A 26,954-nucleotide genomic window follows, 5' to 3' on the forward strand; every position below is an offset into this window, starting at 1 on the left:
ATTATAGCGGATGATGTTGGCGGGCCGAGATAAAATCGGCCACTTGGTGTAGATCTTCCATTAGAAAATCGGCGTGTTCGACAGCCCAGGCATCCGCCGGATGGAATGACGGCACGAAGACGCAGGGCGTCCCAGCGGCTAGAGCGGCGCGGACGCCTGTCGGCGAATCTTCCAGCACCAAACAGTCCTCAACCGGTTGTGCCAGTTCTGCGGCAGCGCGCAAAAAAATATCCGGGGCCGGCTTTGCCGCGGCGACCATATCGCCGGCAACAATATACGAAAAAACATCCGACAATCCGGCCCAGGCCAAGCACTGTTGCGCCGCTGCCAGTGCGCTGTTAGTGGCCAGACAGAACGGCAAACGGTACTTAGCCAATACCTCCAATACGGCAAAAAGACCCGGTTTTACGGCGATACCGTGGTGCTGCACATGCGCGAGCCAATAAACGCTACTTAATTGCTGAAACTTTTCCAGATTGAAACGAATCCCGCTTTGCTCCTGCAAACGCCGAGTCACCGTCATTCCGGAGCAACCGGTCAAGCCATCCCAAAATTCCGCCGGCATCGCAAAACCAAGCTCATCGGCAGCGGCCTGCCAAGCTTTAACATAAGTCGGTTCACTATCCAAAACCAGACCGTCCATATCAAAAATAATCGCCCGCCAGCCCCGTTCCTTCACCGGATGACCTTAATAAATTCGCCTATGGCTTCCCGATTCGAACCGACTACTATGCGCTGGACACCGTCTTGATCGACTTCTAACTGCCCGGCCACGCGAATCCGTTCGCCGACTTGCGCCTGACCGTTATAAGTCGCGGTAAAACACACCACGCTATCGACTTGCGGATGCTTAATAACAAACCGAGCGGGATAATCGAAACTGAATTGGTCTTCACACACTTCGGCGTCGATAGTGACAAAGCCCAGTTTACGGTAACTTCTGTCCTGTGCTTCCGGGTCGGCAATCGCCAGCGACAAATCGAATTTACGCCCATTGATCATGCCCTTGTTGTATTTGCGCTGCTCATGCCAGACATAGTCGTCAAAGGCAAAATCGCAGGCTCGCCGCTGGTAAGCCTCCAACCAATCTTCATCGTTTAATGCTTGGCAACGATCTTCGGCAATCAAGGCTTGGACGATATTGCGCGCACGATGAAACTCGCCGCGCTCGTAGCAAACCAGATCAATATCGGAACTATGTTTTTGCATACCCACCAGCAGCGAGCCGGTCACGCCGAATCGGCTAAGTGCCAAGCCATTGGCCCGCAACAAGCCGCACAGTTTATGCAAATCGGCCAATACCGGGTCGCCGGGTTCGTCAGCCAACAAACTTTGCAATATTTTTTGAGGTTGGTAATGCCGAACAATAGCGGCGCTAGGCACGGCGTGTAAATGCGCATCGAGCAGCGCCGAATAATGCAGATACTGCGGGCAATATTGCTCAAGATGACGGTTCGCCAGCGCAGTGTCGACCTTACGCCAAACGCCCGCCAGGCAGAGGTAGCGCAGAAAACATAAAACCTTCCCATTTTCCTGGCCCTGAACTACGACGGCAAAAATCAATCCTTCCGCAGTTTCTATAAAATCTTTGGCTCGATACACGATTTAATTGACTTCCACCCGGTTACGACCGCTTTGCTTGGCCTTGTACAAAGCGGCATCCGCCGCTTCCAACATCTCCAGCGCAGTTCTATATTGGCCGACATAGGTTGCCACCCCCAAACTCAGGCTAATACACTGAGTCTCAGTCTCGCCGTAAACGAAGTTTTTTTCAAAAACTTGCCGGCGAATATTTTCAGCGAGTACACGCGCATGTTGTAACGACGTATCGGGCAGGATCGCTACGAACTCCTCGCCACCGTAACGGCAAATGAGATCGCTGCTACGCTCCAATTGCTCCGTGAGAACTTTCGCCACTGCAATTAAACACCCGTCGCCTTGCGGGTGCCCTAAAGTATCGTTGTATTTCTTAAAGTAATCGATATCGCAAATAATCAAAGACAACGGCGCTTTATTGCGGCGGGACAGCGCAAACTGCATGGATAGATTGCTATCGAAATGGCGGCGATTGCCCAAGCCGGTTAATTGATCGCGCAATGATAAACGCTCCAATTCCAGATTGGCTGCCTGCAATTCGCGCTGGGTTGTTTGCAGCTTTTGCCGCATCACATAAATCCGCTCCATCGCGATCACTGTCAATCGCAATCGGGTAGGATTCAGCGGTTTAGGCAGATAGGCATCGCCGCCGGCCAAAATGCCGTTGACAAACGATTGATCATCGTCATGCATGGTAAAAAAAATGATGGGAAACCAATCAGCCTTTTTTAACTCGCGGATTGCTTTAGTGGCCTCTATACCGGTCAGCAAGGGCATTTCCACATCCATCAGAATCAAGTCCACATCGTGGTCGGCGACATATTGCAAGGCTTCGGAACCGTTTTCCGCATAGGACACCGCATGCCCCATTTCTTTTAGGCATTCCGCAACCAGCTGCCTGATCACTTTGCTATCATCGACCACCAATATTTTCATTGTTCTTCTAGTTGGCTTAAGCAGACTCTAGGATTCTAGCGTAATTCGCAGGGCTCACAGAAAACAATTGATAAAACCGGTTCAATCCCCTATCCTCGCCCGCTGGCTTTTCAGCCTAATAACCGTCCGTTATTCCCCTCCAAACCTTAGGAGAAATCATGAAAATCGGTGTTCCAAAAGAAGTTCACGACGGCGAAAAACGCGTCGCTACCACCCCAGAGGCCGCTGAAAAAATCATCAAACTAGGTTTTGAAGTACTGGTGGAAAGCGGTGCCGGCGACAATGCCAATATTTCCGATGACGCTTATCGCGCGGCAGGCGTACAAGTCGTCGCCTCGGCACAGGAACTATGGCAAAACAGCGACATTGTCATGAAAGTCCGGGCGCCCGAATTTCATCCGCAGTTGGCTATCGACGAAGCCGACTTACTGCGAGAAGGCCAACAATTAATCAGCTTCATCTGGCCGGCGCAAAATGAAGCGCTGATGCAAAAACTGGCAGCGAAAAAAGTCTCGGTATTGGCGATGGACAGCGTGCCACGCATGTCCCGGGCGCAAAAAATGGATGCACTCAGCTCCATGGCCAACATCGCCGGTTACCGAGCCATCGTGGAAGCCGCCCAGCATTTTGGCCGCTTCTTCACCGGCCAAATCACCGCTGCCGGTAAAATCCCGCCCGCGAAAGTGTTGGTGATTGGCGCCGGCGTAGCCGGACTAGCGGCTATCGGCGCCGCGAAAGGCATGGGCGCCATTGTCCGCGCCTTCGACACCCGCCCAGAGGTAAAAGAACAAATTGAAAGTATGGACGCCGAGTTTCTGATGCTGGATTTTCACGAAGACGGCACCGGTACCGGCGGTTACGCCAAAACCATGTCCAAGGAATTTATCGAAGCGGAGATGGCTTTGTTTGCCCAGCAAGCCAAGGAAGTAGACATCATCGTCACCACCGCTTTGATCCCTGGCAAGCCCGCGCCCGAGCTGATTACCGCCGAGATGGTGGCGTCGATGAAACCCGGCAGCGTCATCGTGGATTTGGCCGCCGAACAAGGCGGTAACTGTGCCTTGACCGAGAAAAATCAGGTAGTGGTCAAACACGATGTGACTATCATTGGTTACACCAATTTACCCAGCCGCTTGGCCAATCAATCCAGCCAACTTTACGCCACCAACCTGCGGCATCTGCTCACCGATCTCACTCCCGGCAAGGACGGCAACACCGTCATCAATATGGAGGATGAGGTGATTCGCGGCGCTACCGTGATTAAGGAAGGCAATATCACCTGGCCGCCACCACCGCCCAAACTATCTGCCGCGCCCAAACAGGCGGCAGCGAGCGAAGCGGCAGCCACTGTCGAAACCAAATCCTTAATACCGGAACCGATAAAACAATGGCTGCCGATAGCATTGGCTGCTCTGGTGTTCTTTGCGGTCGGCGCGACGGCACCTACCTCATTTTTGTCGCACTTCACGGTGTTTGTGTTGGCTTGCTTTGTCGGCTACCAAGTGATTTGGAACGTCTCACCGTCGCTACACACGCCGTTAATGAGCGTGACTAATGCCATCAGCGGCATTATCGTCATCGGTGCCTTGGTGCAGGTATCCTCGCCTGACTCGATAATCGGCATTTTGTCCGCGGTGGCCATTCTGATCGCATCCATCAATATTGCCGGCGGCTTTCTCGTGACGCGCCGCATGCTTGAAATGTTTAGAAAATAAGGAGAGCTACATGTCAAACGGTCTAGTTACGATGGCGTACATCGCAGCCTCGATTCTATTCATACTCAGCCTCAGCGGTCTGAGCAAGCAGGACACGGCGCGCCGAGGCAACTATTACGGGATGACCGGCATGGCGATTGCGATTGTCGCCACGGTATTCGGCGGCAGCGTGACCGCCTACGTGATACTCACGATTGCCTTGCTGATCGGTGGCTTCATTGGTACCAAAGCCGCCGCCAAGGTGGAAATGACACAAATGCCGGAGCTGGTGGCATTGATGCACAGCTTGGTCGGTATGGCGGCGGTATTAGTCGGTTACGCCAACGCCATGGATCATTCCAACAGCTTGGTCGGCGCAGAGAAAACCATTCACGAAGTCGAAACCTATATCGGTATTTTTATCGGTGCGGTGACATTTTCCGGCTCGGTCATCGCCTTCGGCAAGCTCTGCGGTCGCATCAGCGGCAAACCGATCTTGCTGCCCGCGCGGCATTGGTTGAATCTGGCCATGTTGGTCGCCACCGTGATCTTGGGTGGCAGCTTTTTGAGTGCGGCAGAATCCGGCGGCGGGACGATTCCGCTGGCGATTATGACCGTGATCGCCTTGGTATTTGGGGTACACATGGTGATGGCCATCGGCGGCGCCGACATGCCGGTGGTGGTATCGATGCTCAACAGCTATTCCGGCTGGGCCGCGGCCGCGACCGGTTTCATGCTTAGTAATGACTTGCTGATCGTCACCGGCGCTTTAGTGGGCTCCAGCGGTGCGATTCTGAGCTACATCATGTGCCGCGCCATGAATCGACATTTTCTTAGCGTCATTGCCGGCGGCTTTGGCAGCGCGGGTGGCGAAGCCGCGGAAGTGGTTGGCGACGTACAGCCCATTGAAGTCGAAGAAACCGCGCAACTGTTGCTGGACGCCAAAGACATCGTGATTATCCCCGGCTATGGCATGGCCGTGGCGCAAGCGCAGCACACAGTCAACGAAATCACCAAATTCCTGACCAGTCGCGGCAAAAAAGTCCGCTTTGCCATCCATCCGGTCGCCGGGCGCATGCCGGGGCATATGAACGTGTTGCTCGCTGAAGCGAAAGTCCCGTACGACATCGTCTTTGAAATGGACGAAATCAACGAAGACTTCCCGCATGTCGATGTCTCCATCGTCATCGGCGCCAACGACATCGTCAACCCGTCCGCTTTGGACGACCCCAACAGTCCGATAGCCGGCATGCCGGTCCTAGAATGCTGGAAAGGTGCAAACACCATCGTGCTGAAACGCTCAATGGCCTCCGGTTACGCCGGCGTTGGCAACCCGCTGTTCGTGCATGAAAACACCCGCATGCTGTTCGGCGATGCCAACGACAAATTGCAGGGGTTGTTGAAGGCTTTGCAGGGTTAAATCTGAGGTAACTTATCGACCCGTAATTGCCAACTTTAGTTGTTGGCAATTACGTCAAACAAAATGGCGGGCTTTATCTTTAAATATTGGGAGGATTATTCAGCCTTCCCGGAATGCTTTCCATTGCCGCAATATGAATTGACCAAGGTTCGGCACAGGAGTTGATACGCTGTTCCGCTCATGGGACATTCAAACTGCCATGGCTAGATAGACCCAAAGCCATCTGACGATTTTGACGGCCAAATTTCGACCCATTTTTGCCACTCGAGTTTCTCCAAAGCCGCCAGTCGACCGAAGCCAGACTCTGCGAACTGGAGGACTACAAAGGCGACGTTGTCGACCTCAACCAAACGGCCAAATAGCAGCCTTTGGCCGCTACTGTTATGCTCTTAATTTCTCCATTCATTTGAGATTCTAATGACTATCGTCAAATGTTGAATCCTCTCAATTTCCTAGCTACCAAACCCAGGAAAGCAATCCAGGAAAAATCGCTAAGGGTGATCGGGCCAGTGAGGTTGTTTACTCCAATTAGTGTGCCAATCAAGCATTTCCTCAGCAGGCATGGGTTTGGCTATGCCATAACCTTGTGCCAACTCACAGCCGAGTTGCAGCAATAAGTCCCCATGTTTCTGACTTTCAACGCCTTCGGCAATAACCTGCTTACCAAAAGCGGCGGCTAAACTAATGACGCCATTCAAAATGGACAGATCGTCAGGATCGTCAAGCATGTCGCGCACGAAGCTCTGGTCAATTTTCAGCATTGCGACCGGCAAACGTTTCAGATAGGTTAGAGACGAATAACCGGTGCCAAAATCATCCAGAGCGAATGCCACCCCCATCTCGCTACAGGCGTTAATGACATCGGAAACATGGCTAATGTCTTCTAGCGCACTGGTTTCCAGTACCTCAAGCTCTAGGCTATTGTGACTAATTGCTGTATGGGCCACCAGCAACTGTCGCAGACGGTCGACAAAGTCCTTTTGCTGCAACTGGCGGGCACCGATGTTGACGCTAACCGGTATTTTCAACCCGGCGTTGTGCCAGATCTGTATTTGGGTTAGCGCCGTGTCTACTACCCATTCGCCAATTTCGACAGCCAGCGGATGCTCCTCGATTATCGGCAGAAATGCGGACGGTGGGAGCAGGCCGCTTTCCGGATGTTGCCAGCGGATTAACGCTTCCGCACCAATGACGCCTCCAGTACGAAGATTCACCTTGGGTTGGTAATACAACACCAGCTCATTTGCAACTAAAGCCTGCCTGATACGATTCAGTGATTCATGATGATTGCGTATACTGATGTCTTGGTCGGCATCGAACATATAAAATCGGTTTTTGCCGGCCAGTTTGGCCTGATACATGGCCTGATCGGCTTGACGTAGGAGTTGGTCGGCATCGACATCGTCGACCTGTGGAAAAAAGGTTACTCCTAGACTGGCCGAAACAGTAAACGCAATATCATCAGTCTCTATCGGTTTGGAGGCGGCGCCTAACAACCGGTTTAGCATGGGGATACTCGACGCCGTATCGGGCATATTCGGTAACACCGCGACGAATTCGTCGCCGCCAATTCTGGCCAAGGTATCTACTTCGCGCAGGGTTTGTTTCATCCGTTCGGAAACAGCCATCAACAACCGGTCGCCGGCCGCATGTCCATAGGTATCGTTAATGGCCTTGAAACCGTCTAAATCCAGATAGACTATCGCCAACAACCGTTGATCTCGATCCGTCTGCGCCATGGCCTGCCGCAGGCGGTCGGCTAACAGCACGCGATTGGGGAGGTTGGTCAGGGCATCGAAGTGCGCGATATGTTCCAGTTTTTTTTCATGCTCCTTGTGGGTGGTGATGTCAGAGAATAAGGACACGTATTGGCAGACATTGCCTCGAGCGTCTCGTATCGCGCTGATGTTTTCCATTTGGGCGTAAACTTCGCCATTTTTGCGTCGATTCCAGACCTCGCCATACCAGTGGCCGTTCTCAAGCAATTGACGCCAAAGCCTAGTATAAAAGTCACTACCATGGATACCGGAACTTAGAATGCGCGGGTTACGGCTAACCGCTTCTTCGCGACTGTAGCCGGTAATCTGGACGAATGCGTCGTTGACTTCAATGATCCTCCCGTCTGTCTCGGTAATCATGATTCCCTCCCGAGCATTCGCGAAAACACTAGCGGCAAGCTGCAGTTTCTGTTGGGCTTGCTTACGCTCGGTGATATCGGTATGCGTCCCAATCATTCGCAATGGTTTGCCGTCGTGGCTACGACTTACCAGCATGCCGCGCGCATGAATGTATTTATAGCTGCCATCCTTGCATTTCATCCGAAACTCTATGGAATAATTCGGGATCTGGCCAAGCAGATAATCCTGAAGCATTGCGGTGACATCGGCTCGATCATCAGGATGAAGCCGATCAGCCCATTCCTGTTTAACCGCGCGAATGTCTTCGTCGGAATACCCTAACATCTCCTTGTAACGCTGGGAAAAATTCACCTCGTCCGTGACGATATTCCAGTCCCAAACGCCGTCGCCGGAACCTTCGATTGCGAATTTCCAGCGAAATTCGCTTTCGGCCAGTTGGGCCTCTGCGTGTTTACGTTCGGTAATATCCCGTGCCGTAGCATAGGTTACTCCGTCGACTCGATCAAAATAAGCCGTCCAAGACAAATAAACCAACTTGCCATCTTTGCAAAGGTAACGGTTTTCAAAAGCCATGGATTTTTGACCCAATATCTGGTGTGTCATTTCATCCTCGGTTTTTTGTCTGTCCTCGGCAAACACAAAGTCTATAAAAGGCTGGGTCAACAACTCGCTTTCGTCAAAGCCTGTCAGCGAAATAAATGCGGGATTGACTTGCTTGAAACAACCTTTGGGATCGGCTATACACATCGGCTCCGTGGTGAGTCGGAAGAATCGGAAATACTGCTCCCTTTCTTGTGCAAGGCGCTCTCGTTCGACGATTTCCGCCTGAAGCTGCTCGGTAAATGTCTGCAAGCGAGTCGTCATCACATTGATAGAAGCGGCAAGCTCGCTAAACTCATCCGTACCGTCGCAGATAATACGGTAATCCAGATTGCCCCCTGCAATCCTCTTAGCCCCTTGATGCAAGGGCAATAATCGCTTGTTGATCAACCTACTGAGTCGCATCGAGCTCAGAATGGTGGCCAGTGCCAACAGCAAGGCGAACATACTGACAATGCCAACCAAATATTGGTAACTTTTCTCTACCCGCCGGGTGCTGATATCCAGTAAGGCTGAAGCCAAATTGAGGCTCTTGGTGGACCTTAGCAGCAGTTGACTAATGAGTCGATGATCTAATTCCTCATAAATGCTTCGCTTATCGGTTGCGGTTTTTAATGACTCGCTGTTTTCGACAATGCGCTGAAAAATATTTGCGGATTCGCTAAAACTCCTGCGCAAATCCTTAAAAACAGGTTCATCTTCTTGGTGGCCGTGTTGAGCCGTAATCCGATCTATAAGCTGATTAACTATTTCCTTGTGGATGTCCCATTCCCTTCGCGCCCGTTCCTCGCGATACAGGAAATATTGGTCCCTGAAGACAGTCAGTTCGAAAAAACCATGGCGGAGTTGGTCCACCAGCACGTAGTCGTTTTTTTCACGCTGATAATGCACGTACGCCCAGAACAGGATAGGCAATAATACGATCACAGCGGTGATAGTCGAAGTTGACAGGATTTGTAAGCGTTTGATGACCCGCATGCTGGTCTAACGGTATAGGGTTACGGTTGCAGGTTTGATAGCCGCCAGACTATCCAGATGGATAGATTGCTGGTAGTTAGGCATCACGACTTGATCGGTTAGCCGGTTTTTCATTGCCCATCGGGTTTCATCTTCCAGGGTAATCAGCAGAGTTTGATCGAGTGTCAGCTCATAATTGAAATCGTCCCAGACACTCTTGATCAGCCCCAACTCGACCTTGGTTGCGCTTGCCATAATGGTTTGAGCCGCATCCGGTTGTTCGGCCACGAAACGTTCGGCCTTGAGCAAGGCGCGCAGAAAACTTTTGATTGTTTTCGGGTTTTTTTCGATAAACGCTTGCAGGACAGCGATATTGAAAGTTTCGGTGTAGATGTCCCGGTCGTAAAAAACCGTCACAGCAGAGCCGAGTTGCCGTTGAATTTGTATCAGCGGGTAGTTCCAGGTGCAAACTGCATCGACCTTTTTAAGGGTGATACTCTCCTGCATTTCCTGGGGGTTTAGGGCGACTGGTTCAATCTCGGATCTCATCAGGCCGGATGCCGTCAAAATTGAATCCAGAAAAAATTCGGATGTGGTGCCGGGAGTAAAGCCCACGCGCTTGCCCTTTAAGTCCGAGAGTTTGGAGATGCTGGCATCTTGTCTGGCCGCAATCGCATGATTACTTGAACTGGTGACGATGTTGGCGATTACGGCGACCTTTTCTCCACGCAATATACTGAACATCAAGGGCGTTTCCGCGACGGTTGCGAAATCGGCTTTCCCCTCAACCACCGATTGTAAGGCGGCCTTGCCGAAGCTATGTATTTGAGGTTCAACTTCCAATCCTTCCTCGGCAAAATAGCCTTGCGCCATGGCGACATGCATCAGCACGGATTCCGGTTGATAAGTGAAGGCTACAGTGATTTTGCTGACGGGCTTTGGGTATTGTGGCGACGATTCTTGGCAGGCGGCCAATAGCGTGCAGTAAATTAATATGAGGATGGATTTTGCGCCCTGTGTGACATAAAACACTAGTTCAATACTCTCAAAAACGATCAAATTAAGCCCAGAGACAATAGCGGACCAGTCATGGTGCGCGACCGCTGAAGCGCGACTGTTATATAACAAGTCGCATGGTTAACCAAACACTTTCAGAAAAGATGAATCGCTCTATGTTGTTGATTAGCATGGGCGTTAGTGTTTTTTCATCGGTCAGTAGCCAAATTGATTGAAGATGGATTTAGTTGCTTAGTTGAAATCGGCTGGTCCGCAATTGGATAATAAGCTGAATCTGCGTTCGTGGAAGTAGTCTGGTTTGAATGATAATGAAACCCAACTAGAAGCCATTTAAGCTGGGTACGCTACCGCTCCACTCAGCCTGCGGCCCTGCCAATCGGTATAGCTCGGAGTAGTATGAAATGAAGACGACAGGAATCGGGCGTATCGTGCTTTGGCGTGGAGGGAGTCTGTGGATCGGTCGAGCTGGTGAGCCCACGGATTTTCATTCCCATCATGCAGTCCAGATCACGTTGTCATTCTCCGAAGGCGGGGTGCGATTTCGGCGCCCCGACGGAAACTGGAATGCCTATAATTCGGCAATCATCGCTGCGCACCAGCCTCACGCATTCGAGGCGCGTGGCGAGTTTGTTGCGATGATCTTTGTTGAGCCGGAGTCACGCGAGGGACGGGTGCTACACCAGTTATATCTCGGTGAGGGGATTTCGGCGCTTGCCTTTGGAACGCTTAAACTCGAACGTGCAGCCCTCGCCGCCTCCTACATGGAGGGCTCCCTAGATTCAGAACTCGCCTCCTGCGCACGATTCGTGATTACCAAACTTGCCGCAATGACCACGGTTCCGGTGGTAGCGCTGGATAAGCGAATTGAATATGCTGTGGAACTATTGCGTGAGAATATCGGTGAAACGGTTCAGCTTGCCGATATTGCTAATGCCACCTGTCTTTCTCCAGATCGCTTTCGCCATCTCTTCATTGAGCAAACAGGTATGCGGTTTCGGCCCTACCTGCTGTGGCTGCGCATCGAAATCGCGCTCACTGCATTAGCATCTGGCAGCAATCTGACCGAGGCTTCGTATGCCGGCGGATTTGCAGACTCCGCGCATTTTTCGCGGACGTTCAAGCGCATGTTCGGGATTGCGCCTTCTAGTTTCCAGCGCGAATAGCCGTTTCGTTCAAGCCGTAGCTGATGTGAGCTCGTAGACTAGGCCCCGCATCAAATCAATTTGAAAGGAAACATCTCATGAATAAAGCCTATGAAATTCTCCGTCACTGCGCCCCCTGTCCATGTTCGCACTTTAGCGTTGGCAGCCAAAAAACCATAGAGCAAAATATTTTTGCCCGCAGTTCGCTGGTCGGGTGCGCAACAAGTGTCCGGACAAGTCTGATTAGCTGATATGAGCCCCAAGATACCATTCATGGACGCTGAAAACATTCATCAAGTATTTGACTGGCTCTGGACTTCCGGCCAATTATCTGAAAGGGACATTGCAAGTCTGACGGACCTTGGAATAGACGCCGTGATCAATTTGGCTCCCCCAACGTCATCAAACGCCCTATCCGGTGAGGCTGAATTTGTTACACGGCAAGGAATTACCTACATTCATATTCCCGTAGCTTGGGAGCAACCCGAGCTTCATCGGCTAACGCAGTTTTTCAGCACACTCAAGGCCCTCGAAAAGCGCAATGTTTGGGTGCATGGCGCAAAAAACATGCGGGTATCGGTTTTTATATACCTCTATAGGAGATTATGTCGCCTAGAGAGTGAGGAAGAATCAGCCCATACAATGCTGGAGGTTTGGGTGCCCAATCAGACATGGCAAACATTCATTCGTAATGCTTTGAGTATGCACTCTAACCCTGCATTAAAGTTTTTATATCAGCCGGAATCTTCATCTCATGAACACACTTGAACTCAAAATTCCTCCCGTCGCTTTGTCACTTTTCATTGCAGGCGCAATGTGGCTTGCATCAGTGCAGTTTCCGGTTATGTCCTTCGCCATTCCCGGACGTCTTATCATATCCATTGCATTGTGCGGTACTGGCATCGTCTTCGCTGTTGCCGGCGTCATTGCATTTCGTGCTGCCAAGACAACGGTTAATCCAACGCGACCGGGTGCCGCGTCTACCTTGGTTAGCTCGGGCATCTATCGTTTCAGTCGGAACCCCATGTATGTCGGCTTCTTATTTACGCTAGGTAGCTGGGCATTCTTTCTTGCGCATGCCGCGGGATTTATCTTCTTGCCAGCTTTTGTTATCTATATGAATCGCTTTCAAATTTCACCCGAGGAGAGGGCGCTGTCTATAAAGTTCGGCAAACATTTCGTCACCTACACGCAGTCCGTTCCGAGATGGCTATAAGACATGACTCGACGGTCACTAAATTCAAACATTAGATAGCTGGAACCAAAATGGAATATCTCGCAGGTATTATCATCGCCTTAGTTGTTTCGTTGTTCGCTTCACTCGTCGGCTTTGACAAAGAACGTAGCTTCTACCCAACCGTGTTGGTAGTGATTGCATCCTACTATGGTTTATTTGCGGTTATGGGCGGCTCGTTTCAGGCTGCCCTTAGCGAGTCAGTCGTAATGGCCGTATTTTTAGGTGCCACTGTTCTTGGCTTCAAACGCAATTTGTGGTTTGTCGTTTTTGCGTTAGTTACCCATGGCATATTTGATTTCTTTCACGGCCATCTCATTTCCAATCCAGGCGTCCCTAATTGGTGGTCAATGTTTTGCCTGACCTACGATGTGGTGGCCGCAGCGTATCTCGCCTATCTTTTGCGGCATTCAAAAGTCATTGCAAATGCGCATTGACCAATGATTGAGGAAAGCAAATGAATTGTTCCGCTTTGATAAAAATTACCAGTTTCGCGATAGTGCTGCTTGCAGCGTCAACGTACTGCACGCGATCATGCCTGGGCGCAGATTCCACTCACGCGAAAATCGCTGACATGACGAATAACTCGCTCACCCTTCCGGCACCGAAAGACCGGCGTGTACGTCCATTGGTCGTCATACTTGCCGACAATGCCGGTACAGAAACCACGGATTTTGTCATTCCTTACGGGGTCTTGAAGGAATCCGGTGCAGCAGATGTGGTGACGGTTTCGACTGAGCCTGGCACGGTTGAGCTGATGCCTGCGCTACAGATACGCGCGGATATGACGATAGGGCAATTCGACGAATCAACCCCGAACGGAGCCGACATTCTGATTGTTCCCGCCATGGATAGAGCGGAAAATCCGGTGTTGCTCAACTGGGTGCGAGCCCAGTCCGAAAAGGGCGCGACAGTGGTATCGATTTGTGAGGGCGCACGAGTTATCGCGCATGCAGGACTACTCGAAGGCAAAGCGGCGACCACACACTGGTCGGGTTTGGAGGAAATGGCTAAAGCATTTCCTGGTACGACATGGGTGCATAACCAACGCTTCGTTATTGACAGACAGGTGATGACGACCACTGGTATCAGCGCTTCCCTGCCGGCATCGTTGGCGCTGGTCGAAGCGATTGCCGGTCGGCATGCTGCCGAGCTTACTGCACAACGACTGGGACTGAGCACTTGGAAAATCGATCACGATACATCTGCGTTCACTCTAACCGCAGACCGCATCTTTCTCGCAGCCGGCAATTGGCTCGCCGTGTGGCGACACGAGGTTGTCGAAATACCCGTTGACGGCGGTTTCGATGAAATTTCCGTGGCACTCATGGCGGATGCGTGGTCCCGAACCTTTCGCTCCGAAGCATTGGCGACGAATGTAAGCGGTGCGGTGCGATCCCGCCACGGCTTGCTCATGGAAACTGAGGCCGGCTCCGAGTTGGGTCGATATGTCCTACCCGTTTATGCCGGCACTTCGGCGAGCGCATTGGATGCGGCAATAGAAGGTATTGCCGGACGCTATGGTGCGCCGACTGCCGATTTTGTGGCCCTGCAATTCGAATATCCGCGACGGTAGTTCAATGCCTCATGCCTAACTTTTTAGACTCTGATGTAACTGATGTGAGTAGCTGGTTAATGTAAACATGACTTATAGTAAACTTTAAGGGTCAGGCTGCGGAAAACTGCGCGTCCAAGGAAAAACTGCTTCGGTTTGACGGCCTGTTAGCTTGCTTGGAATTGGGGCGATTATCGGCCGAAACGCATTGCTCGGCACGAAGTAGGGAAGGCCCAGACGAAGAAAAATCTGATTATCGACTATATGAATCCGTTGCAGCGTTTGGCCGCTGGACGCCCATATCAATTCCTCCATTAGTCATAGAAAAATTGAATTTGCCTGAATGAGGGCTTAGGAACATCGTTAGCCGCTCGCGATCTACGATTGGGTGACACCTTTTGGCCAGGTCGAGCCAAAGAGGATGTAAGGTTACTTGCCGAAAAGCTGCCATTCGCTGAATCAGAGGCCGGTTTTGGCCGAACGGGAGCATTTGAACTGGATAGCCATCAGCCCAACCAAACGGCTCGTCGGCATTGCGATCAAATTTAAATCCGTTAACAAATCAACCCCTCTTAATATTCGGGTTCGGATAGGTTTGAATCCTTGCCGATTTTCCACTACACTCAGCCGGCAACCGAAAGGCGAATCATTTTAGACGTTTATTCGTCATGCTTTGCTGATCGGTTGTTTAAATAAGCAGTTTAAGCATGCAGCGACTGCTATCTCTCTACCCTCACCTTAAATTACTGGGATTCGATCCGTTCGATACAAACATCGACAGGCATCCCAGTATCAATTTTTTGGACCAGGAGCGATTATGAACAACGATTTAGTCAAGGGCGAATTGTCCGCCGACCAGCAGAATGCCGTGATGGGTTTGATCGGTCAAATTCAAAACCTGTTACCGTTTTTGATCGATTTAAACGCCGACGAGCGCCGGGCCTTGCCCAAGCTGGGTGACAAGAGCCGGGCGTTTGTGGACCAAGGCTTGGTGTTGGCCGTGCAAAATCCGGGCATCTTGCCGCGCAATTTCGATTTGGACGAATATCAGCGCGACGTGACCTTAGTTCGGCAGTTAGAGCCGCTGGTGTTGGCCTTGGGCCAACTGCAAGGCCGGTTGGAGGATACGTTTTTGGCGGCGGGCTGCGACGCTTATAGTCAAACCTTGCTGGTATACCAAGCGGCGAAACTGGCCGGCAAGAATGGCGCCCTGGAACAACACCTGGACGGTTTGAGTCGCCGCTTCGCCAGAAAATCGACCAGCGCGACCGCCGCAGCAAATCCCCCGTCCGCTCACTAATCGCCCTCCCCGATTCGACTTATTTTCTTGGCCATTGGACAAATTTTCTGCAACGGCCAAGCTTTTTTCTCGATCATTGGACAAAATAACGCCAACGTTTTAGCTCGGAGCTTGAACGATGCAGTTCTGAGTGAGAATGATCGAGAAAATAGCTCGGCCGTTCTAGCTCAGAGCTCGGTCAATTGAGAAAATTTCTCGGCCAATTGAGCTCGCAGCTCGGTCGTTCAAGAAAATTTCTCGGTCATCCAAGCTCCAAGCTTGATTGATGGAGAAAATAACTCGAACATTGCTGATTGGAAACGATCACCGACTCTCCCGCCGGAACCATTCTCAGTACACAACAGCTGTTCACCATTTGTCGGGGAGAATAGGCATAACGGCAAATTCGCTGGAGATAAACAAGCTATTCGGATCGAATTATCCTGATTACCGCGACCGTTTAGCATGGCGGATTGCCTATAGGCAAAATGGCGGAACGCCTGTCAGCTAGTCCGCGGCAAACATACGCGAAAGCAAGTGCCCTTACCGAGTTCGCTCTTCACTTCTATCCGCCCATTGTGCTTTTTAACGATCCCATAGGATAACGATAGACCCAGGCCTGTGCCCATGCCGACCGACTTGGTGGTAAAAAATGGGTCGAAGATTTTTCCGAGCTGTTCGGGCTTGATGCCCTTGCCGGTATCCTCCACCTCAACCCAGACATTTTGCTCGTCATAAGCGGTGCGAAGCGTAATTCGACCATGATCCTCGATAGCTTGCACCGCATTGATCAGCAGGTTCATAAACACCTGGTTAAGTTGGGACGCGATGCAGTTGATTTCCGGGATTCCGCCATATTCCTTAACGACGTCGGCTTTGTACTTGATTTCGTTCCATACCACGTTAAGCGTGCTGTCGAGACCCGACTCAAGATTCGCCGATTGCTGTTCCAGTTCGCCGACGTGAGAGAAATCCTTCAGATCTTTAACGATGCGCCGCACTCGCTGCAAGCCGTCGAGGGATTCCGCCAGAAGGTCGCCAATATCTTCGCGCAAATAGCCGATATTAATTTCCTGCTTCAGATGCTTAATATTTTCCAAGGCCTCATTCACCAACGACCCTTCGATCCGCTCGTAAGCCGCCAACAGTCTGAGCATCCCATCGACATACTCCTGCAAGGTACTCAAGTTGGAGTTGACGAAGCCAATGGGATTATTGATCTCGTGGGCCACGCCGGCAGCGAGCTGGCCTATCGAAGCCATTTTTTCGGATTGCAGCAGTTGCATCTGAGTTTCTTCAAGCTGCCCGATAAGCTCCTCTTGACGTGCCTTCTCGGCCAGCAATTGCGTATTCGCCATTTGCAGGGATTCAGTGCGCTTTCGCACCTGCTCTTCAAGTTCGTCTCGGGAATCGCGCAACGCTTCCTCGGCCCGTTTGCGTTCGGTAATATCGTTGAAGCCGAAGACGCGGCCGATGATGTGCTCGCCTAGATATTGCGGCCGCGATCTGCATTCGAAAATCCGGCCATCATTGAGACTCAGGATATCTTCGGTTTCGCTGTTGCCGACGAGTTCCTGTAGGCGAATACGCAATACTTCCGGTTCGGCAACCAGCCCGGCAATGAACTCGAGAATATCCGCTTCCTCCCTCTCCAGCAGCAACTCGTCGGAAATGCCCCACATGCTGCTGAACTGGCGGTTCATGTTGGCGATCTTGCCATGCCAATCGATGACCAGAATGCCGTTGCCTGTCGATTCCAGCGTTGCCCGCAGTTGCGACAATATTTGGGCCAGGGCATCCTCGGCCTTGTGTTCGTTCTGTACATCCCTGGCCTGAATCAGAATCAGAGGGCGCCCTTCATGGTGAATGACCTTGACGGATTTGGTCACCGTCAGCATCGAACCGTCGGCGCATTGGTAAAGTCCGTCCTGGGTCTCGATATCCTGGTATTGGCCGTTACGGACGTCCTCCCAATAAAAGACGTCTTGCAACGAACTTTCGATATTCGTGATGGCCATGGCCAGCAATTCCGCTTCCGAATAGCCAAGCATCTTCTCGACCATCTTGTTGGCAATGATGATCCGCAACTCACTGGGTTCAACCAGCAACATCATATGTTGGCTGCAATCAATCATCAGATGTTCGAGGCTGCTCATCTGGCGCTTTGCTCCTGGCCGGGATTGTTCGGATCGAAATAATAATTGACCCGTTTGCGTGGACTGAGATAGTTGTATATTTCCCGCGGAACCTGCGCCGGTCTGATCGCCTTCGCGATATTCGCATCCGCTTCGCACGCCATATCCACCAAGATCGCTTCATCCCTGGGAATATCCGCATCGTAAATCAGCACCAGCGGTTTCATCGGCTTGGCGGTATTGACGGTGACGACCATGCCGATCACGCCATTGGAAAACTGCACGATCGTGCCCGGCGGATACACACCAAGACAATGGATGAAGACCTGAAGCAACTTCTGATCGAATTTGTTGCGCAACTTGGCGAACATCGTCGACAGAGCCTCATGAGGTGTCAGCGCATCGTTAATATTCATCGGGTTGCACAGTTCATCGTAATGGTTGGCAATGACGACAATGCGGGAAAGCAAACTGATCGCTTCGCCTTTCAATTTACTGGGGTAGCCGGTCCCATCGAACAGTTCATGATGTTCGCGGATGATGGCCAAGACGGCAGGTGCAAGCCCCAGTCGCCGGCCGATATCCGCGCCGTACTGGCAATGCATTTCGAATAAATGACGCTCAGCCTGATTGAGCGGCTCCTTTTTCATCAGGATCTTTGACGGAATCTCCTTATGACCAATATCGTGGAACAGCGCGCCCAGCCCCAAGGTGCCGACCACCTCTTGGGGCAATTCGATGTCGCGCGCCATCATCAGGGACAGCATGGTGACATTTAAAGAGTGGTAATACATTTCCTCAGCCCCCGCCTTGCCTATCATGACGTGTATAGCAAGTTCCGGCGCGCAAAGCAGCGAGTCGACAATTTGGTCCACCAATTGTGTCGCCTTTCGCAAAGTCTCCGCCGGCATGGTATACAGGCTTTTCTCGATACCGTGTATCGTTTTAGCGGTATCGATAAAGGCATTTTCGATTCGTGCCGCCGCCTCTCGCTGCTGCTGGATTCGCTCGACTAGCGCCAGTTTGGTCGCCAGCGCCGGCGAAATATCCGGCTTGGTTGCAACCTGTGTTTGCTCTACCTGCTGTGGTTTTTTTGGCAGCGGATTGACATCGCTGAGGGCCGGATCGTAACGAATTGACTTCAGCCCAAGACTCTGGAGGGTCTTGATCTGTGCCTCGTTCTTTATCTTGAAATGGCTGAACGAGAATGGGTGATCAAACCACTTGAGATCGAGGTGTATATACAACCCGATTCGCAGCTGATCCAAGGTAATGTTGAAGTCATCTTGCATCGGGATGGGCGGTCCGATCAACTTTTGTCAAATGGAAAAATGCCGAATTCATAGCGTCTCTACCAATACTCTGCCCCAGGCCAATCCCTGCTTTGCGATCATCTTCAAACGGATTAGACGCGCCCTCGGTGTGTTTGACCAAAAGCGTATGGGAAATAAGGAAAATAAGCAAACCAGGGAACTGAATAGCAAGTAATTCTCCTCTCAGCGATCCGCTAGGGAATTGCACCATGCGTTGCTATTCCTTCTGCATCCATGCGTTGGTCCATCAGCAGATAGCTACGAATTGCCGGCTATTGCGTTAGCAATTACAAGAACGTGTTTAGCTTGATTTGTGGGAACTACCGGGATCTTTTATCCCGTTCCGGTTCCAAATATTTATGCCGTAAATCGACATAATTGCCGCCTATCCATTGCCAAAATGTCGCCGCTGCTTCCGGGTCGGTGCTGATTAATTTCACGGCTATCGCGCCGTTGCTGCTGATATCGGTAATCTGTGCGTCGATGTCGATGCTGGCTTTGGTTTTGACAACGCGTCTGTCGGTATCGACCCGAAAAGTCACCGGCTCGCCCACTTGAAAGAGGATGTCGCGTTTTAAGCCGCCTAGAAACTTCAGGCGATACTCCGAAACCGATTGAAACGGCAATACAAACTCGGCATGCCAACGAAACGGCGGACACTGGATAGGTCCGGCGTTTTTGGGAAAGTGCACGGTGTAGCCGTCATCGACTTTGGCTTTAACCACCCCCCGGGTATAAATTTCGTGACAATTAGTCAGTACCGCATCGCCCGGCTCCAGACCGTATTTTGCAGCGTGTGCAGCCAAGCTGTTGAAAGCCAGGACAAATCCCAAAACGATTATTTTCATGCTGCTCTCCTGATTATTATTGTTAACTTTCATCCCTAAACTTTCGGCTCGGCCAACCGCATACTCGACATCAAATCCAATCCCTAACTTCGCGGGTGTGCCCTCAGTCTGTATCCGCCACCAGGCGTTGTCAATATGTTGCCTGCAATGAAGCACAGCAGCCGACAGAAAACCAAATCGAATCTTTATCTCGGTTGCGGCGTGCTCGGTTGATATGGGCCAAGCAGGCTACGCACCAAGGTATTGGTTTCGTCAATATCCACAGTGATCATGTGCCCTGTATTAGTACCTAAATAGGCTTGCATTGCCGCCGCCATATACGGGAACACCAGACGTAAGTCATTGCTGGAACCGTTACTTTGCACGCTGGTTTTCCATAGCTGTTTGCGTTGTTGCTGTTGCAAATAGGCTTCTTTATCGCAGGCTTCCAGCACCAGATAGCGCCGAAATGTCGTATAGGATTCGGTCCGTTGCGAATAGCCGCCGACGCCGAAACCCGGATAATAGCCGTTGTAAAATCTGGACATTCGGTACGGATAGTAATAACCCATGTCGTTCCACAACGGTACCTCGTAAGTGTATTGATGCACTTCCGGGGCACCGACACCGTAACTCAGGAACATCACCAAGTTGCTGTCCTGGATACTGTTGGCCTTGCTGTAACCGCGATTAGCCAGGACTTTTTCGATATAGGTTTTAAACTCGATAAACTGCAAATCCTGGTCGTTGGCGCCGGCATTGCCCGGCAATACGAAGAATCGCATATTGCTTTGCGGAGCGCTTACGGCGACTAGCGAATCGATTTCCGTGCGGAATTGCAGCGGACGCGGTGTGGTGCTGCAAGCCGCCAGCAAGCCGGTCAACAGCAAAACCAACACCCGGTAACTTACACCTATCAATTTATTGCTCTGCATGATCACTCCCTGTTTCGTTCGTTGAACTATTCTCTTGCCATAAGCTTTGCGTGCGTTGCTGCAAGCGAATGTCGGCAAGTACCTTTTTATCGTGCAATTCCGCCTGATGGGTCAGTTGTTCTGTAAGTTGCTGACTTTCTGCAAGCCTTTGCCTAACCTGCTGGGTTTCCTGGGCCAGCAACTCCGCTTCCAGACGCATAGCCTTTAATTCGTTTTCGTGGCGTAGCTGTTCGGCATACAAACGCTTCTCAAGTTCCAGTTGCTGGCTAAGCTGCTCTTGTTTGTCTTCCAGCAAGCGCCGCTGTTTTTCCGCTTCCTGAGCCTGCATCTGCAATTCCAGCTCGGATACACGGCGCAAATGTTCCAGTTGCAGGCGCTTTTCGTGTATTTCCTCCTCTTCCAGCAACCGCTGCTGCCGGGATAGCTCTCGGGTGCGTTCTTCATTCAACTCAAAAGTCTTTTTCAACACGTTCAGATAAACACTGTCGCGGCCCAACTGCACGCTCGGAAATTCGTTAAAGCTGGCAGTGAGACTACAGAGGGCTTGCGATTGAATATGCTGTTGCATCAACACTTGGTTAATAGCCAGCGCAATGCGTTTCTCGGTGTCAATTAGACCGGTTTGAATCCAGTTGCCATCAGCCAGCGTTTGCAGTTCAAGATTAACCACATCGTCGATAATGTCGGCATACAACTGCTTGATGTGTTGGTTAATCGTTGGCAGCATTTCGCTGTTTTTCAGCACATAAGCCAAGGTAGCCTGAAAGCGCAAATCCAGCGCCAAGTCTACCGTGCAAAAATCGTCGAACATACTCAGCTGCCGCCGGTATTGCCAGCTTTCTATCGTCAGAGGGTGAATGTGGTGATAGAAGCGTTTGACGAATTTCTTCGGACGTAAAAAAAGTTTTTTATACGGCCCGAGTTTTAGCTGCACCACTTGCCGGTCTGCGTCGAAACCGGCGATCCATTGCTCCGCCGAATCGGCAAGCGACTCTTCGAATAAATCGCCGCCTGCCAGCCAGATTTCCAATTCGCTACCGGTGCTATTCATGGCTCACAACACTGGCTGCGGCAACCGCTTTTTGTTTAAGCGCGGCGATTTTGTCGGACATTTTTTCCGCAATCAGCGGGTAAAGATTCGGCGCAAACTCCACGGTTCTATCGTCCACTTTACGCAAGAAGCCGCGACTGAGCAGCAAGCCGACCACGAACATGCGCGACCAATCCGAATAGCGCCGGGCTTTTTCCAAGTCGGACTTTTCGATGACCATTTCCAGTTCGTCGTTTTCGTTGATCCGAAACTCGGTGAATTGCCGCAGGCATTCAAACACCAGCTCTTCTTCCTGGATCGTTAACGGTCCCGGTGCGGTAAATTCCAAGCGGTAAGACAGTAATACCGTGAAAAAATCCACCATCGCCGCGCAGGCAAATGCGAACCAAGAAAACCCGCGCCACATCGCAAACGAGGGTTTAACTTCTTCGACAAACTGTTTATAGGTCATTAGCAAGGGCGCGTCGGGTAAAGATAAGCCCATGCTGCTGGCCAGTTGATTCACGCCGAGTTGAATATCCTGATAATTCTTTAAAAATTGTGAATAAGTAGCTTCCTTGTCGTTAGTCACATCCAGTTCATTCAGGTTACTTTGCAGCAGCCTAATATTGCTGTCCAACGTCTGAAATGCTTGTTCCTGCTGTTGTAAGGCCTGCTTTTTTTCCTGATAAATTTGGTTGTAGTGACGCCAGAACGGCCCCTCTCCCACCTGATTTTTATAGCCGGGCCCGATCTGATTATGGGTGCCAAAATACGCCTGACTGGCATCCAGCGAAGCTTTTTCCAGATCAAGTTTTTGTTGGTGCAACATCTGGCTTTTAACTTGCAGAATGCCGTCCAAATAACTTTTGGTTTGCTGCCTTAACTCATTCAGCCTATTGATATGCAGGGTTTCCTGCTCGGATATTTCGTAAAACTTGAAATAGGAAAAAGTCACCGAAGCGGCAATCGCCACCGCTAGAGACGCTACCACAGTAAAGTAGCGCATCCTGTTGGCTTTCCAATGGATGCCGGCCATTTCCAAAGAACAGATAACGATGATGGATTGAATGGCGACGGTAATCACCAACGCAATCCAGGGCGTAATGAAATGCGATAAACCGTAATAAGTGGTAAAGCCGGACGACAGGCTAAGCATCAGGACGATGGGTATCGTCCAGATACGCAACATGCTGACAAACAGGGTTTGAATGCGGTTAATAAAATAACCGAGTCCGGTGGAACGTATTTTGATGCTGGGATTTGTCATTGTTATTATTGTTGCTCCAGCAGAATGCGGGATAAAACGGCGTTAGCTCATACTCAAATAGCGCTCACCGGTATCGTGAATAATGGTCACCACGGTTTTACCGGCACCCATCTGCGCCGCGACGCGTACCGCCGCGCAAACACTGGCACCGGAGGAAATACCGGCCATAATGCCCTCTTCTTCGATCAGCCTTTTGCGCATCGTAAAGGCTTCCTCGGTCGTGACCAATTCGATGCCATCCAGCAGATCGACTTCCAGATTCTTGGGCACAAAACCTGGCCCTATGCCCTGAATTTTGTGCGGTGTATGAGTGCCACCCGAGATGACCGGGGATTCAGCCGGCTCAACGGCAATCACTTGAAATTGCGGTTTACGGTTCTTGATCACGTCGGCAACCCCGGAAATGGTACCGCCGGTACCTACTCCGCAAACAAAAGCGTCGACTTGGCCGTCGGTAGCCGACCAGATTTCCTGGGCGGTGGTTTGTCTGTGAACTTCAGGGTTAGCCGGATTTTCGAATTGATGGGGCATAAATGCCCCCGGTGTCTGTCTGACTATTTCCTGCGCCTTGGCAATTGCGCCGGTCATGCCTTCAGCACCCGGCGTCAACACGATTTCCGCACCATACAATGTCAATAATTGCCGGCGCTCGATCGACATAGTGTCGGGCATTGTCAAAATACAATGATAACCGCGGGCGGCGGCAATCATGGCTAAGGCAATACCGGTATTGCCGGAGGTCGGCTCCACAATAGTGCCACCGTTGCGTAAGCGACCCGCTCTCTCGGCGGCCTGAATCATGGCCAGACCGATTCTGTCCTTGACTGAACCGCCGGGGTTTCTTGATTCCAGTTTCGCCAGCACAGTCGCGGAGTTTTCCAACACGACTTTATGTAATTTCACTAATGGCGTATTGCCGATCAATTGCGTTACATTGCTGGCGGTAGGCATTGAGTTACCTCAATTATTTCTCGATTTTAAACGCTAAAAACACCGGACTGCCGTTACGTTGTACCAAAAGTGCTATCGATTTTTCAACCGGTAATTTCGCGACGATGGAATTAAACTCGGCGGCATCGCGCACCACATTATTTTGAATGCGCAAAATAATGTCACCTGGCTGAATACCGGCATCCATCGCAATACCTTTGTTCACTTTTTGAACTATTACACCGTTCTTTTCCACCTGTGATTGTTGACGTTGTTCGGCGGTTAAATCGGCCACGGCCAAGCCCAGACGGTTCACCGCCACTTCAGGGGCGGCGGCGGGCGCGTTTGCCAAAGAGGAAGGTTGCGCAGGCAGCAAACCGATTTTCACACTAAGATCCTGCTTATCGCCTTGACGAATGATTTTAACCTTGGCTTTTTCATCGATGGGCGTCATGCCCACTCTAGGCGGCAGTTCGCCAGAAGTTTCAATGACTTGACCATTAAACTCGACAATAATATCGCCGATTTGAATGCCGGCTTTTTCTGCAGGTCCGCCTGGTATCACTTTAGAAACCAAGGCGCCGTGCGGCCGGTCCATACCAAACGACTCCGCCAACTGCCGAGTCACGTCCTGAATTTGTACACCCAACCAGCCACGCGACACTTTACCCTTGCTTTTGATTTGGTCGACTACGTTCATCGCCACATCGATAGGAATCGCAAACGATAAACCCATATAGCCGCCGGAACGGCTGTAGATTTGCGAGTTAATCCCTACGACCTTGCCTTGCATATTGAATAAGGGGCCGCCTGAATTGCCCGGATTGATGGCGACGTCGGTTTGGATGAACGGCACATAATTGCCATCCGGCAGACTGCGCCCTTTAGCACTGACGATACCGGCGGTGACGGATTGATCAAAACCAAACGGCGTACCGATGGCCAAAACCCACTCGCCCACTTGCAATTGCTCCGGCGAACCGACTTCCACTACCGGCAGGTCTTTGGCCTCTACCTTCAACAAGGCCACATCGGTGCTTTCGTCGGAGCCGATCAATTTGGCGATCAACTCCCGGCGATCTTTCAATTTGACGACAATCTCGGAGGCATTGTTGACTACATGGTGGTTAGTCAAGACGTATCCGTCTTTGGAAATCACAAACCCCGAGCCTAGAGAGTTAGTCTCCCGTGGGGAGTTACCACGCCCCGGCCCCTGAAAAAACCGTCGAAAAAACTCTTCCATTTCCGGTGGCATATCCTCCGGCATTTGCTGCTGATCGACGCCGGCTTGCGGGTCGGCAGCCTTTTGGGTCGTGCTGATGTTAACCACCGCATCCCCATTGGTTTTCACCATTTCGGTAAAATCGGGTAATTGCGCATAGCTTGCATCAATCGCCAATAAAAATATCAAAACTCCATAAAACAGCTTATTAAGCATGTAATCTCCACTCATACATTTGATTTGTTACAAAAAGGACACGCTAACGTAGCGCTATGCCGTCAGCAATTAGCTCGACTGTTTTGGCGGGTACTTCACCCAATACGGTGAATTGGGTATCGCCAATCACCTTACTGAACGAATTAACAGAACCCAGACTATGCAAACCGTTCATACCTTGCGATTCTTTGGCTTCCAGATACACCGACACCGTAGAAAAACCGTCGCTAATCAATAAATGATCTACGGCTTTTTGAGATTGCTGGATGGAATTGCGAATAAAAAATACCGGCTCAAACCCAGCCGGCCAATTCTTCAATACGAATGTGGCGTTTTCAAACGGTTCGGCTTGAGCAGTGTGGATATGTTTGACATGAAAGCTGTTGTCGTCGACATTGCCGGTGTGGGGCTCGGCTACGGAATCGGTCATTAAATCGGTGAACACTACTTGCTCAAGGATACTGCCGTCCAAATTGTAAACTTCGACTTTCAGCGGCAAAAAATGTTGGGTATCCACCCAGATTTTTCTCGGGTAGCGCAGCGCATCGGTAGGCTCAACACTGACGATTTGCGTCGGCAACATCGCGATGGATTCCTGACCCGACAAAACTAATTGATAATTTTTTTCCAGGTTAGCGGTGTTCTGCGGCAAATTGACGATAAACGAACTATCCAGCGGATGGTGGTTGACCACTTTTTGACTGGTTTCCTTGAATGTGCAAGTCACTTCGTTCGATTTACGCGTCACTTCCCGCATCGGCGAATTCAAAGAAGCCAAGCGTTCCTGTTCGACGCCGTTTTCAACACTATGCTGATATTTCATCGTATCGAGCTGACCGTTTTTCATGAAGATCACGGTACCCCGATAGTTTAGGGTTTTCATCGCCCGGTTCATATGATCCAGCCATTGTCGGGCCGTCACTTGATCCTTCTCGGCAAAAGCGCTTTGGCAAACAACACATAGCAAAAAAGCTTTTAAAACTCTCACGCGCTTATTCCTGCCGATAGCCCACCACCCGTGCGTAGGGTTGCCCCGCTTGCACGCTATTGACATACATCGCGTTGTCATGAGCTTCCAAATAATCCTTGAATCGAGCATGCATTTCCTCGGCTGACGCCTCTTTACCCTGAGCCACCATCTCGACCGCGCCGAAAGGGTTATGCATTTGCTTATCCACTTTAGTGCTGACCCACACCACGGCCAGTGCTACCGACGCGGCAATCGCCAACGCAGCCTTTTGCCAATTTACCGCCGACTTTTTCCGAGGTAAGAAATAGGTAGGTTCTTGGCGTATCTGTTCGTGAATCTTGTCCACAAAATCGCTGGTAACGTGAGAATATTCGCCACTCCTCATGACTTGACTGGCAATTTGATAGCGACGCAACTTGTCTTTCAGCAAACCGTCGTTCTGCAAAGTTTTTAATAGCGACAGTGCTTGCTGACTATCCAGTTCGTCGTCTATCAGTTGAGAAAGTTTTTCGTTAAGTTGTTCTTGCATCGATACACC

General features: G+C 50.9%; 24 protein-coding genes. 8 read left to right on the forward strand and 16 right to left on the reverse strand.

Annotated features, from left to right (window positions below; genetic code table 11):
• Position 1: 1 nt before the first annotated feature.
• Genes G006_RS0105430 through G006_RS0105440 form a run of 3 tightly spaced genes read right to left on the reverse strand, consistent with a single transcriptional unit; the run spans position 2 to position 2,532 of the window.
• The gene (locus tag G006_RS0105430; protein WP_020482157.1) at positions 2-679 is read right to left on the reverse strand and encodes an HAD family hydrolase; all 678 of its coding nucleotides are present in this window, start codon (positions 677-679) and stop codon (positions 2-4) included.
• A complete protein-coding gene (locus G006_RS0105435) occupies positions 676-1,602 on the reverse strand; it encodes a hypothetical protein (protein ID WP_020482158.1) in 927 nt (308 codons plus the stop codon). The genes G006_RS0105430 and G006_RS0105435 overlap by 4 nt, the downstream gene beginning before the upstream one ends.
• A 3-nt stretch (positions 1,603-1,605) precedes the next feature.
• The gene (locus G006_RS0105440) at positions 1,606-2,532 is read right to left on the reverse strand and encodes a GGDEF domain-containing response regulator (RefSeq protein WP_020482159.1); all 927 of its coding nucleotides are present in this window, start codon (positions 2,530-2,532) and stop codon (positions 1,606-1,608) included.
• Between the two features lie 158 nt (positions 2,533-2,690).
• Between G006_RS0105440 and G006_RS0105445 the strand changes: the two genes are divergently transcribed.
• Together G006_RS0105445 and pntB are read left to right on the forward strand one after the other, a co-directional pair.
• Positions 2,691-4,247, forward strand: a complete 1,557-nt coding sequence (locus tag G006_RS0105445; protein ID WP_020482160.1) for a Re/Si-specific NAD(P)(+) transhydrogenase subunit alpha — start codon at positions 2,691-2,693, stop codon at positions 4,245-4,247.
• A gap of 10 nt (positions 4,248-4,257) precedes the next feature.
• The gene (gene pntB / locus G006_RS0105450) at positions 4,258-5,646 is read left to right on the forward strand and encodes a Re/Si-specific NAD(P)(+) transhydrogenase subunit beta (protein WP_026146868.1); all 1,389 of its coding nucleotides are present in this window, start codon (positions 4,258-4,260) and stop codon (positions 5,644-5,646) included.
• Positions 5,647-6,137: 491 nt separating this feature from the next.
• On the opposite strand, the gene G006_RS26935 is transcribed toward pntB, so the two are convergent.
• The gene (locus G006_RS26935; protein WP_020482162.1) at positions 6,138-9,362 is read right to left on the reverse strand and encodes an EAL domain-containing protein; all 3,225 of its coding nucleotides are present in this window, start codon (positions 9,360-9,362) and stop codon (positions 6,138-6,140) included.
• A gap of 6 nt (positions 9,363-9,368) precedes the next feature.
• The gene (locus G006_RS0105460) at positions 9,369-10,373 is read right to left on the reverse strand and encodes an ABC transporter substrate-binding protein (RefSeq protein WP_160167659.1); all 1,005 of its coding nucleotides are present in this window, start codon (positions 10,371-10,373) and stop codon (positions 9,369-9,371) included.
• 386 nt (positions 10,374-10,759) lie between these two features.
• Between G006_RS0105460 and G006_RS0105465 the strand changes: the two genes are divergently transcribed.
• The 6 genes from G006_RS0105465 (at position 10,760) to G006_RS0105495 (ending at position 15,589) form a co-directional block, all read left to right on the forward strand.
• The gene (locus G006_RS0105465) at positions 10,760-11,521 is read left to right on the forward strand and encodes a helix-turn-helix transcriptional regulator (protein WP_020482164.1); all 762 of its coding nucleotides are present in this window, start codon (positions 10,760-10,762) and stop codon (positions 11,519-11,521) included.
• A 252-nt stretch (positions 11,522-11,773) separates the two neighbouring features.
• The gene (locus G006_RS25030) at positions 11,774-12,268 is read left to right on the forward strand and encodes a protein tyrosine phosphatase family protein (protein WP_152428807.1); all 495 of its coding nucleotides are present in this window, start codon (positions 11,774-11,776) and stop codon (positions 12,266-12,268) included.
• Entirely contained in the window at positions 12,255-12,716 is a 462-nt protein-coding gene (locus tag G006_RS0105475; RefSeq protein WP_020482166.1) for a methyltransferase family protein, read from the forward strand. Before G006_RS25030 ends, G006_RS0105475 begins: the two co-directional genes overlap by 14 nt.
• 50 nt (positions 12,717-12,766) lie before the next feature.
• On the forward strand, positions 12,767-13,171 hold the full coding sequence (locus G006_RS0105480) for a hypothetical protein (RefSeq protein WP_020482167.1): 405 nt from the start codon (positions 12,767-12,769) through the stop codon (positions 13,169-13,171).
• 137 nt (positions 13,172-13,308) lie between these two features.
• Entirely contained in the window at positions 13,309-14,310 is a 1,002-nt protein-coding gene (locus tag G006_RS0105485) for a DJ-1/PfpI family protein (protein ID WP_020482168.1), read from the forward strand.
• A 796-nt stretch (positions 14,311-15,106) separates the two neighbouring features.
• Entirely contained in the window at positions 15,107-15,589 is a 483-nt protein-coding gene (locus tag G006_RS0105495) for a hypothetical protein (protein WP_020482170.1), read from the forward strand.
• 482 nt (positions 15,590-16,071) lie between these two features.
• On the opposite strand, the gene G006_RS29405 is transcribed toward G006_RS0105495, so the two are convergent.
• The 11 genes from G006_RS29405 to G006_RS0105550 all read right to left on the reverse strand — a co-directional run bounded on the left by G006_RS29405 (position 16,072) and on the right by G006_RS0105550 (position 26,945).
• Positions 16,072-17,724, reverse strand: a complete 1,653-nt coding sequence (locus tag G006_RS29405; protein ID WP_020482171.1) for an ATP-binding protein — start codon at positions 17,722-17,724, stop codon at positions 16,072-16,074.
• Positions 17,721-18,995, reverse strand: a complete 1,275-nt coding sequence (locus G006_RS0105505; RefSeq protein WP_020482172.1) for an HD-GYP domain-containing protein — start codon at positions 18,993-18,995, stop codon at positions 17,721-17,723. Before G006_RS0105505 ends, G006_RS29405 begins: the two co-directional genes overlap by 4 nt.
• A complete protein-coding gene (locus G006_RS0105510) occupies positions 18,985-19,227 on the reverse strand; it encodes a hypothetical protein (protein WP_020482173.1) in 243 nt (80 codons plus the stop codon). The genes G006_RS0105505 and G006_RS0105510 overlap by 11 nt, the downstream gene beginning before the upstream one ends.
• A 109-nt stretch (positions 19,228-19,336) precedes the next feature.
• Positions 19,337-19,864, reverse strand: a complete 528-nt coding sequence (locus G006_RS0105515; RefSeq protein WP_152428808.1) for a hypothetical protein — start codon at positions 19,862-19,864, stop codon at positions 19,337-19,339.
• Between the two features lie 185 nt (positions 19,865-20,049).
• On the reverse strand, positions 20,050-20,778 hold the full coding sequence (locus G006_RS0105520; protein ID WP_020482175.1) for a hypothetical protein: 729 nt from the start codon (positions 20,776-20,778) through the stop codon (positions 20,050-20,052).
• Positions 20,765-21,829, reverse strand: a complete 1,065-nt coding sequence (locus G006_RS0105525) for a hypothetical protein (protein ID WP_020482176.1) — start codon at positions 21,827-21,829, stop codon at positions 20,765-20,767. The genes G006_RS0105520 and G006_RS0105525 overlap by 14 nt, the downstream gene beginning before the upstream one ends.
• Positions 21,822-23,078: a hypothetical protein gene (locus tag G006_RS0105530; RefSeq protein WP_020482177.1), complete on the reverse strand. Its 1,257-nt coding sequence runs from the start codon at positions 23,076-23,078 to the stop codon at positions 21,822-21,824. Before G006_RS0105530 ends, G006_RS0105525 begins: the two co-directional genes overlap by 8 nt.
• 42 nt (positions 23,079-23,120) lie before the next feature.
• Positions 23,121-24,029, reverse strand: coding sequence for a cysteine synthase A (cysK, locus tag G006_RS0105535; protein ID WP_020482178.1), 909 nt, complete (start codon positions 24,027-24,029; stop codon positions 23,121-23,123).
• A gap of 13 nt (positions 24,030-24,042) precedes the next feature.
• Entirely contained in the window at positions 24,043-25,446 is a 1,404-nt protein-coding gene (locus G006_RS0105540; protein ID WP_020482179.1) for a DegQ family serine endoprotease, read from the reverse strand.
• Positions 25,447-25,489: 43 nt separating this feature from the next.
• Positions 25,490-26,434 carry a MucB/RseB C-terminal domain-containing protein gene (locus G006_RS0105545; RefSeq protein WP_020482180.1) on the reverse strand — a complete coding sequence of 315 codons (945 nt, stop codon included), beginning with the start codon at positions 26,432-26,434 and terminating at the stop codon, positions 25,490-25,492.
• A gap of 4 nt (positions 26,435-26,438) precedes the next feature.
• Positions 26,439-26,945: a sigma-E factor negative regulatory protein gene (locus G006_RS0105550; RefSeq protein WP_020482181.1), complete on the reverse strand. Its 507-nt coding sequence runs from the start codon at positions 26,943-26,945 to the stop codon at positions 26,439-26,441.
• Positions 26,946-26,954: the final 9 nt, after the last annotated feature.

It is taken from the genome of Methylomonas sp. MK1 (assembly GCF_000365425.1).
In the GTDB taxonomy this organism is placed as follows: Bacteria; Pseudomonadota; Gammaproteobacteria; order Methylococcales; family Methylomonadaceae; genus Methylomonas.

What these genes read in the sequence shown, in the direction of transcription:
- G006_RS0105440 (WP_020482159.1), bottom strand. Translation starts at nt 2,532, where the DNA reads ATGAAAATATTGGTGGTCGATGATAGCAAAGTGATCAGGCAGCTGGTT.
- G006_RS0105445 (WP_020482160.1), top strand. Translation starts at nt 2,691, where the DNA reads ATGAAAATCGGTGTTCCAAAAGAAGTTCACGACGGCGAAAAACGCGTC.
- pntB (WP_026146868.1), top strand. Translation starts at nt 4,258, where the DNA reads ATGTCAAACGGTCTAGTTACGATGGCGTACATCGCAGCCTCGATTCTA.
- G006_RS26935 (WP_020482162.1), bottom strand. Translation starts at nt 9,362, where the DNA reads ATGCGGGTCATCAAACGCTTACAAATCCTGTCAACTTCGACTATCACC.
- G006_RS0105465 (WP_020482164.1), top strand. Translation starts at nt 10,760, where the DNA reads ATGAAGACGACAGGAATCGGGCGTATCGTGCTTTGGCGTGGAGGGAGT.
- G006_RS25030 (WP_152428807.1), top strand. Translation starts at nt 11,774, where the DNA reads ATGGACGCTGAAAACATTCATCAAGTATTTGACTGGCTCTGGACTTCC.
- G006_RS0105475 (WP_020482166.1), top strand. Translation starts at nt 12,255, where the DNA reads ATGAACACACTTGAACTCAAAATTCCTCCCGTCGCTTTGTCACTTTTC.
- G006_RS0105480 (WP_020482167.1), top strand. Translation starts at nt 12,767, where the DNA reads ATGGAATATCTCGCAGGTATTATCATCGCCTTAGTTGTTTCGTTGTTC.
- G006_RS0105485 (WP_020482168.1), top strand. Translation starts at nt 13,309, where the DNA reads ATGACGAATAACTCGCTCACCCTTCCGGCACCGAAAGACCGGCGTGTA.
- G006_RS0105495 (WP_020482170.1), top strand. Translation starts at nt 15,107, where the DNA reads ATGAACAACGATTTAGTCAAGGGCGAATTGTCCGCCGACCAGCAGAAT.
- G006_RS29405 (WP_020482171.1), bottom strand. Translation starts at nt 17,724, where the DNA reads ATGAGCAGCCTCGAACATCTGATGATTGATTGCAGCCAACATATGATG.
- G006_RS0105505 (WP_020482172.1), bottom strand. Translation starts at nt 18,995, where the DNA reads ATGCAAGATGACTTCAACATTACCTTGGATCAGCTGCGAATCGGGTTG.
- G006_RS0105510 (WP_020482173.1), bottom strand. Translation starts at nt 19,227, where the DNA reads ATGGTGCAATTCCCTAGCGGATCGCTGAGAGGAGAATTACTTGCTATT.
- G006_RS0105515 (WP_152428808.1), bottom strand. Translation starts at nt 19,864, where the DNA reads ATGAAAATAATCGTTTTGGGATTTGTCCTGGCTTTCAACAGCTTGGCT.
- G006_RS0105520 (WP_020482175.1), bottom strand. Translation starts at nt 20,778, where the DNA reads ATGCAGAGCAATAAATTGATAGGTGTAAGTTACCGGGTGTTGGTTTTG.
- G006_RS0105525 (WP_020482176.1), bottom strand. Translation starts at nt 21,829, where the DNA reads ATGAATAGCACCGGTAGCGAATTGGAAATCTGGCTGGCAGGCGGCGAT.
- G006_RS0105530 (WP_020482177.1), bottom strand. Translation starts at nt 23,078, where the DNA reads ATGACAAATCCCAGCATCAAAATACGTTCCACCGGACTCGGTTATTTT.
- cysK (WP_020482178.1), bottom strand. Translation starts at nt 24,029, where the DNA reads ATGCCTACCGCCAGCAATGTAACGCAATTGATCGGCAATACGCCATTA.
- G006_RS0105540 (WP_020482179.1), bottom strand. Translation starts at nt 25,446, where the DNA reads ATGCTTAATAAGCTGTTTTATGGAGTTTTGATATTTTTATTGGCGATT.
- G006_RS0105550 (WP_020482181.1), bottom strand. Translation starts at nt 26,945, where the DNA reads ATGCAAGAACAACTTAACGAAAAACTTTCTCAACTGATAGACGACGAA.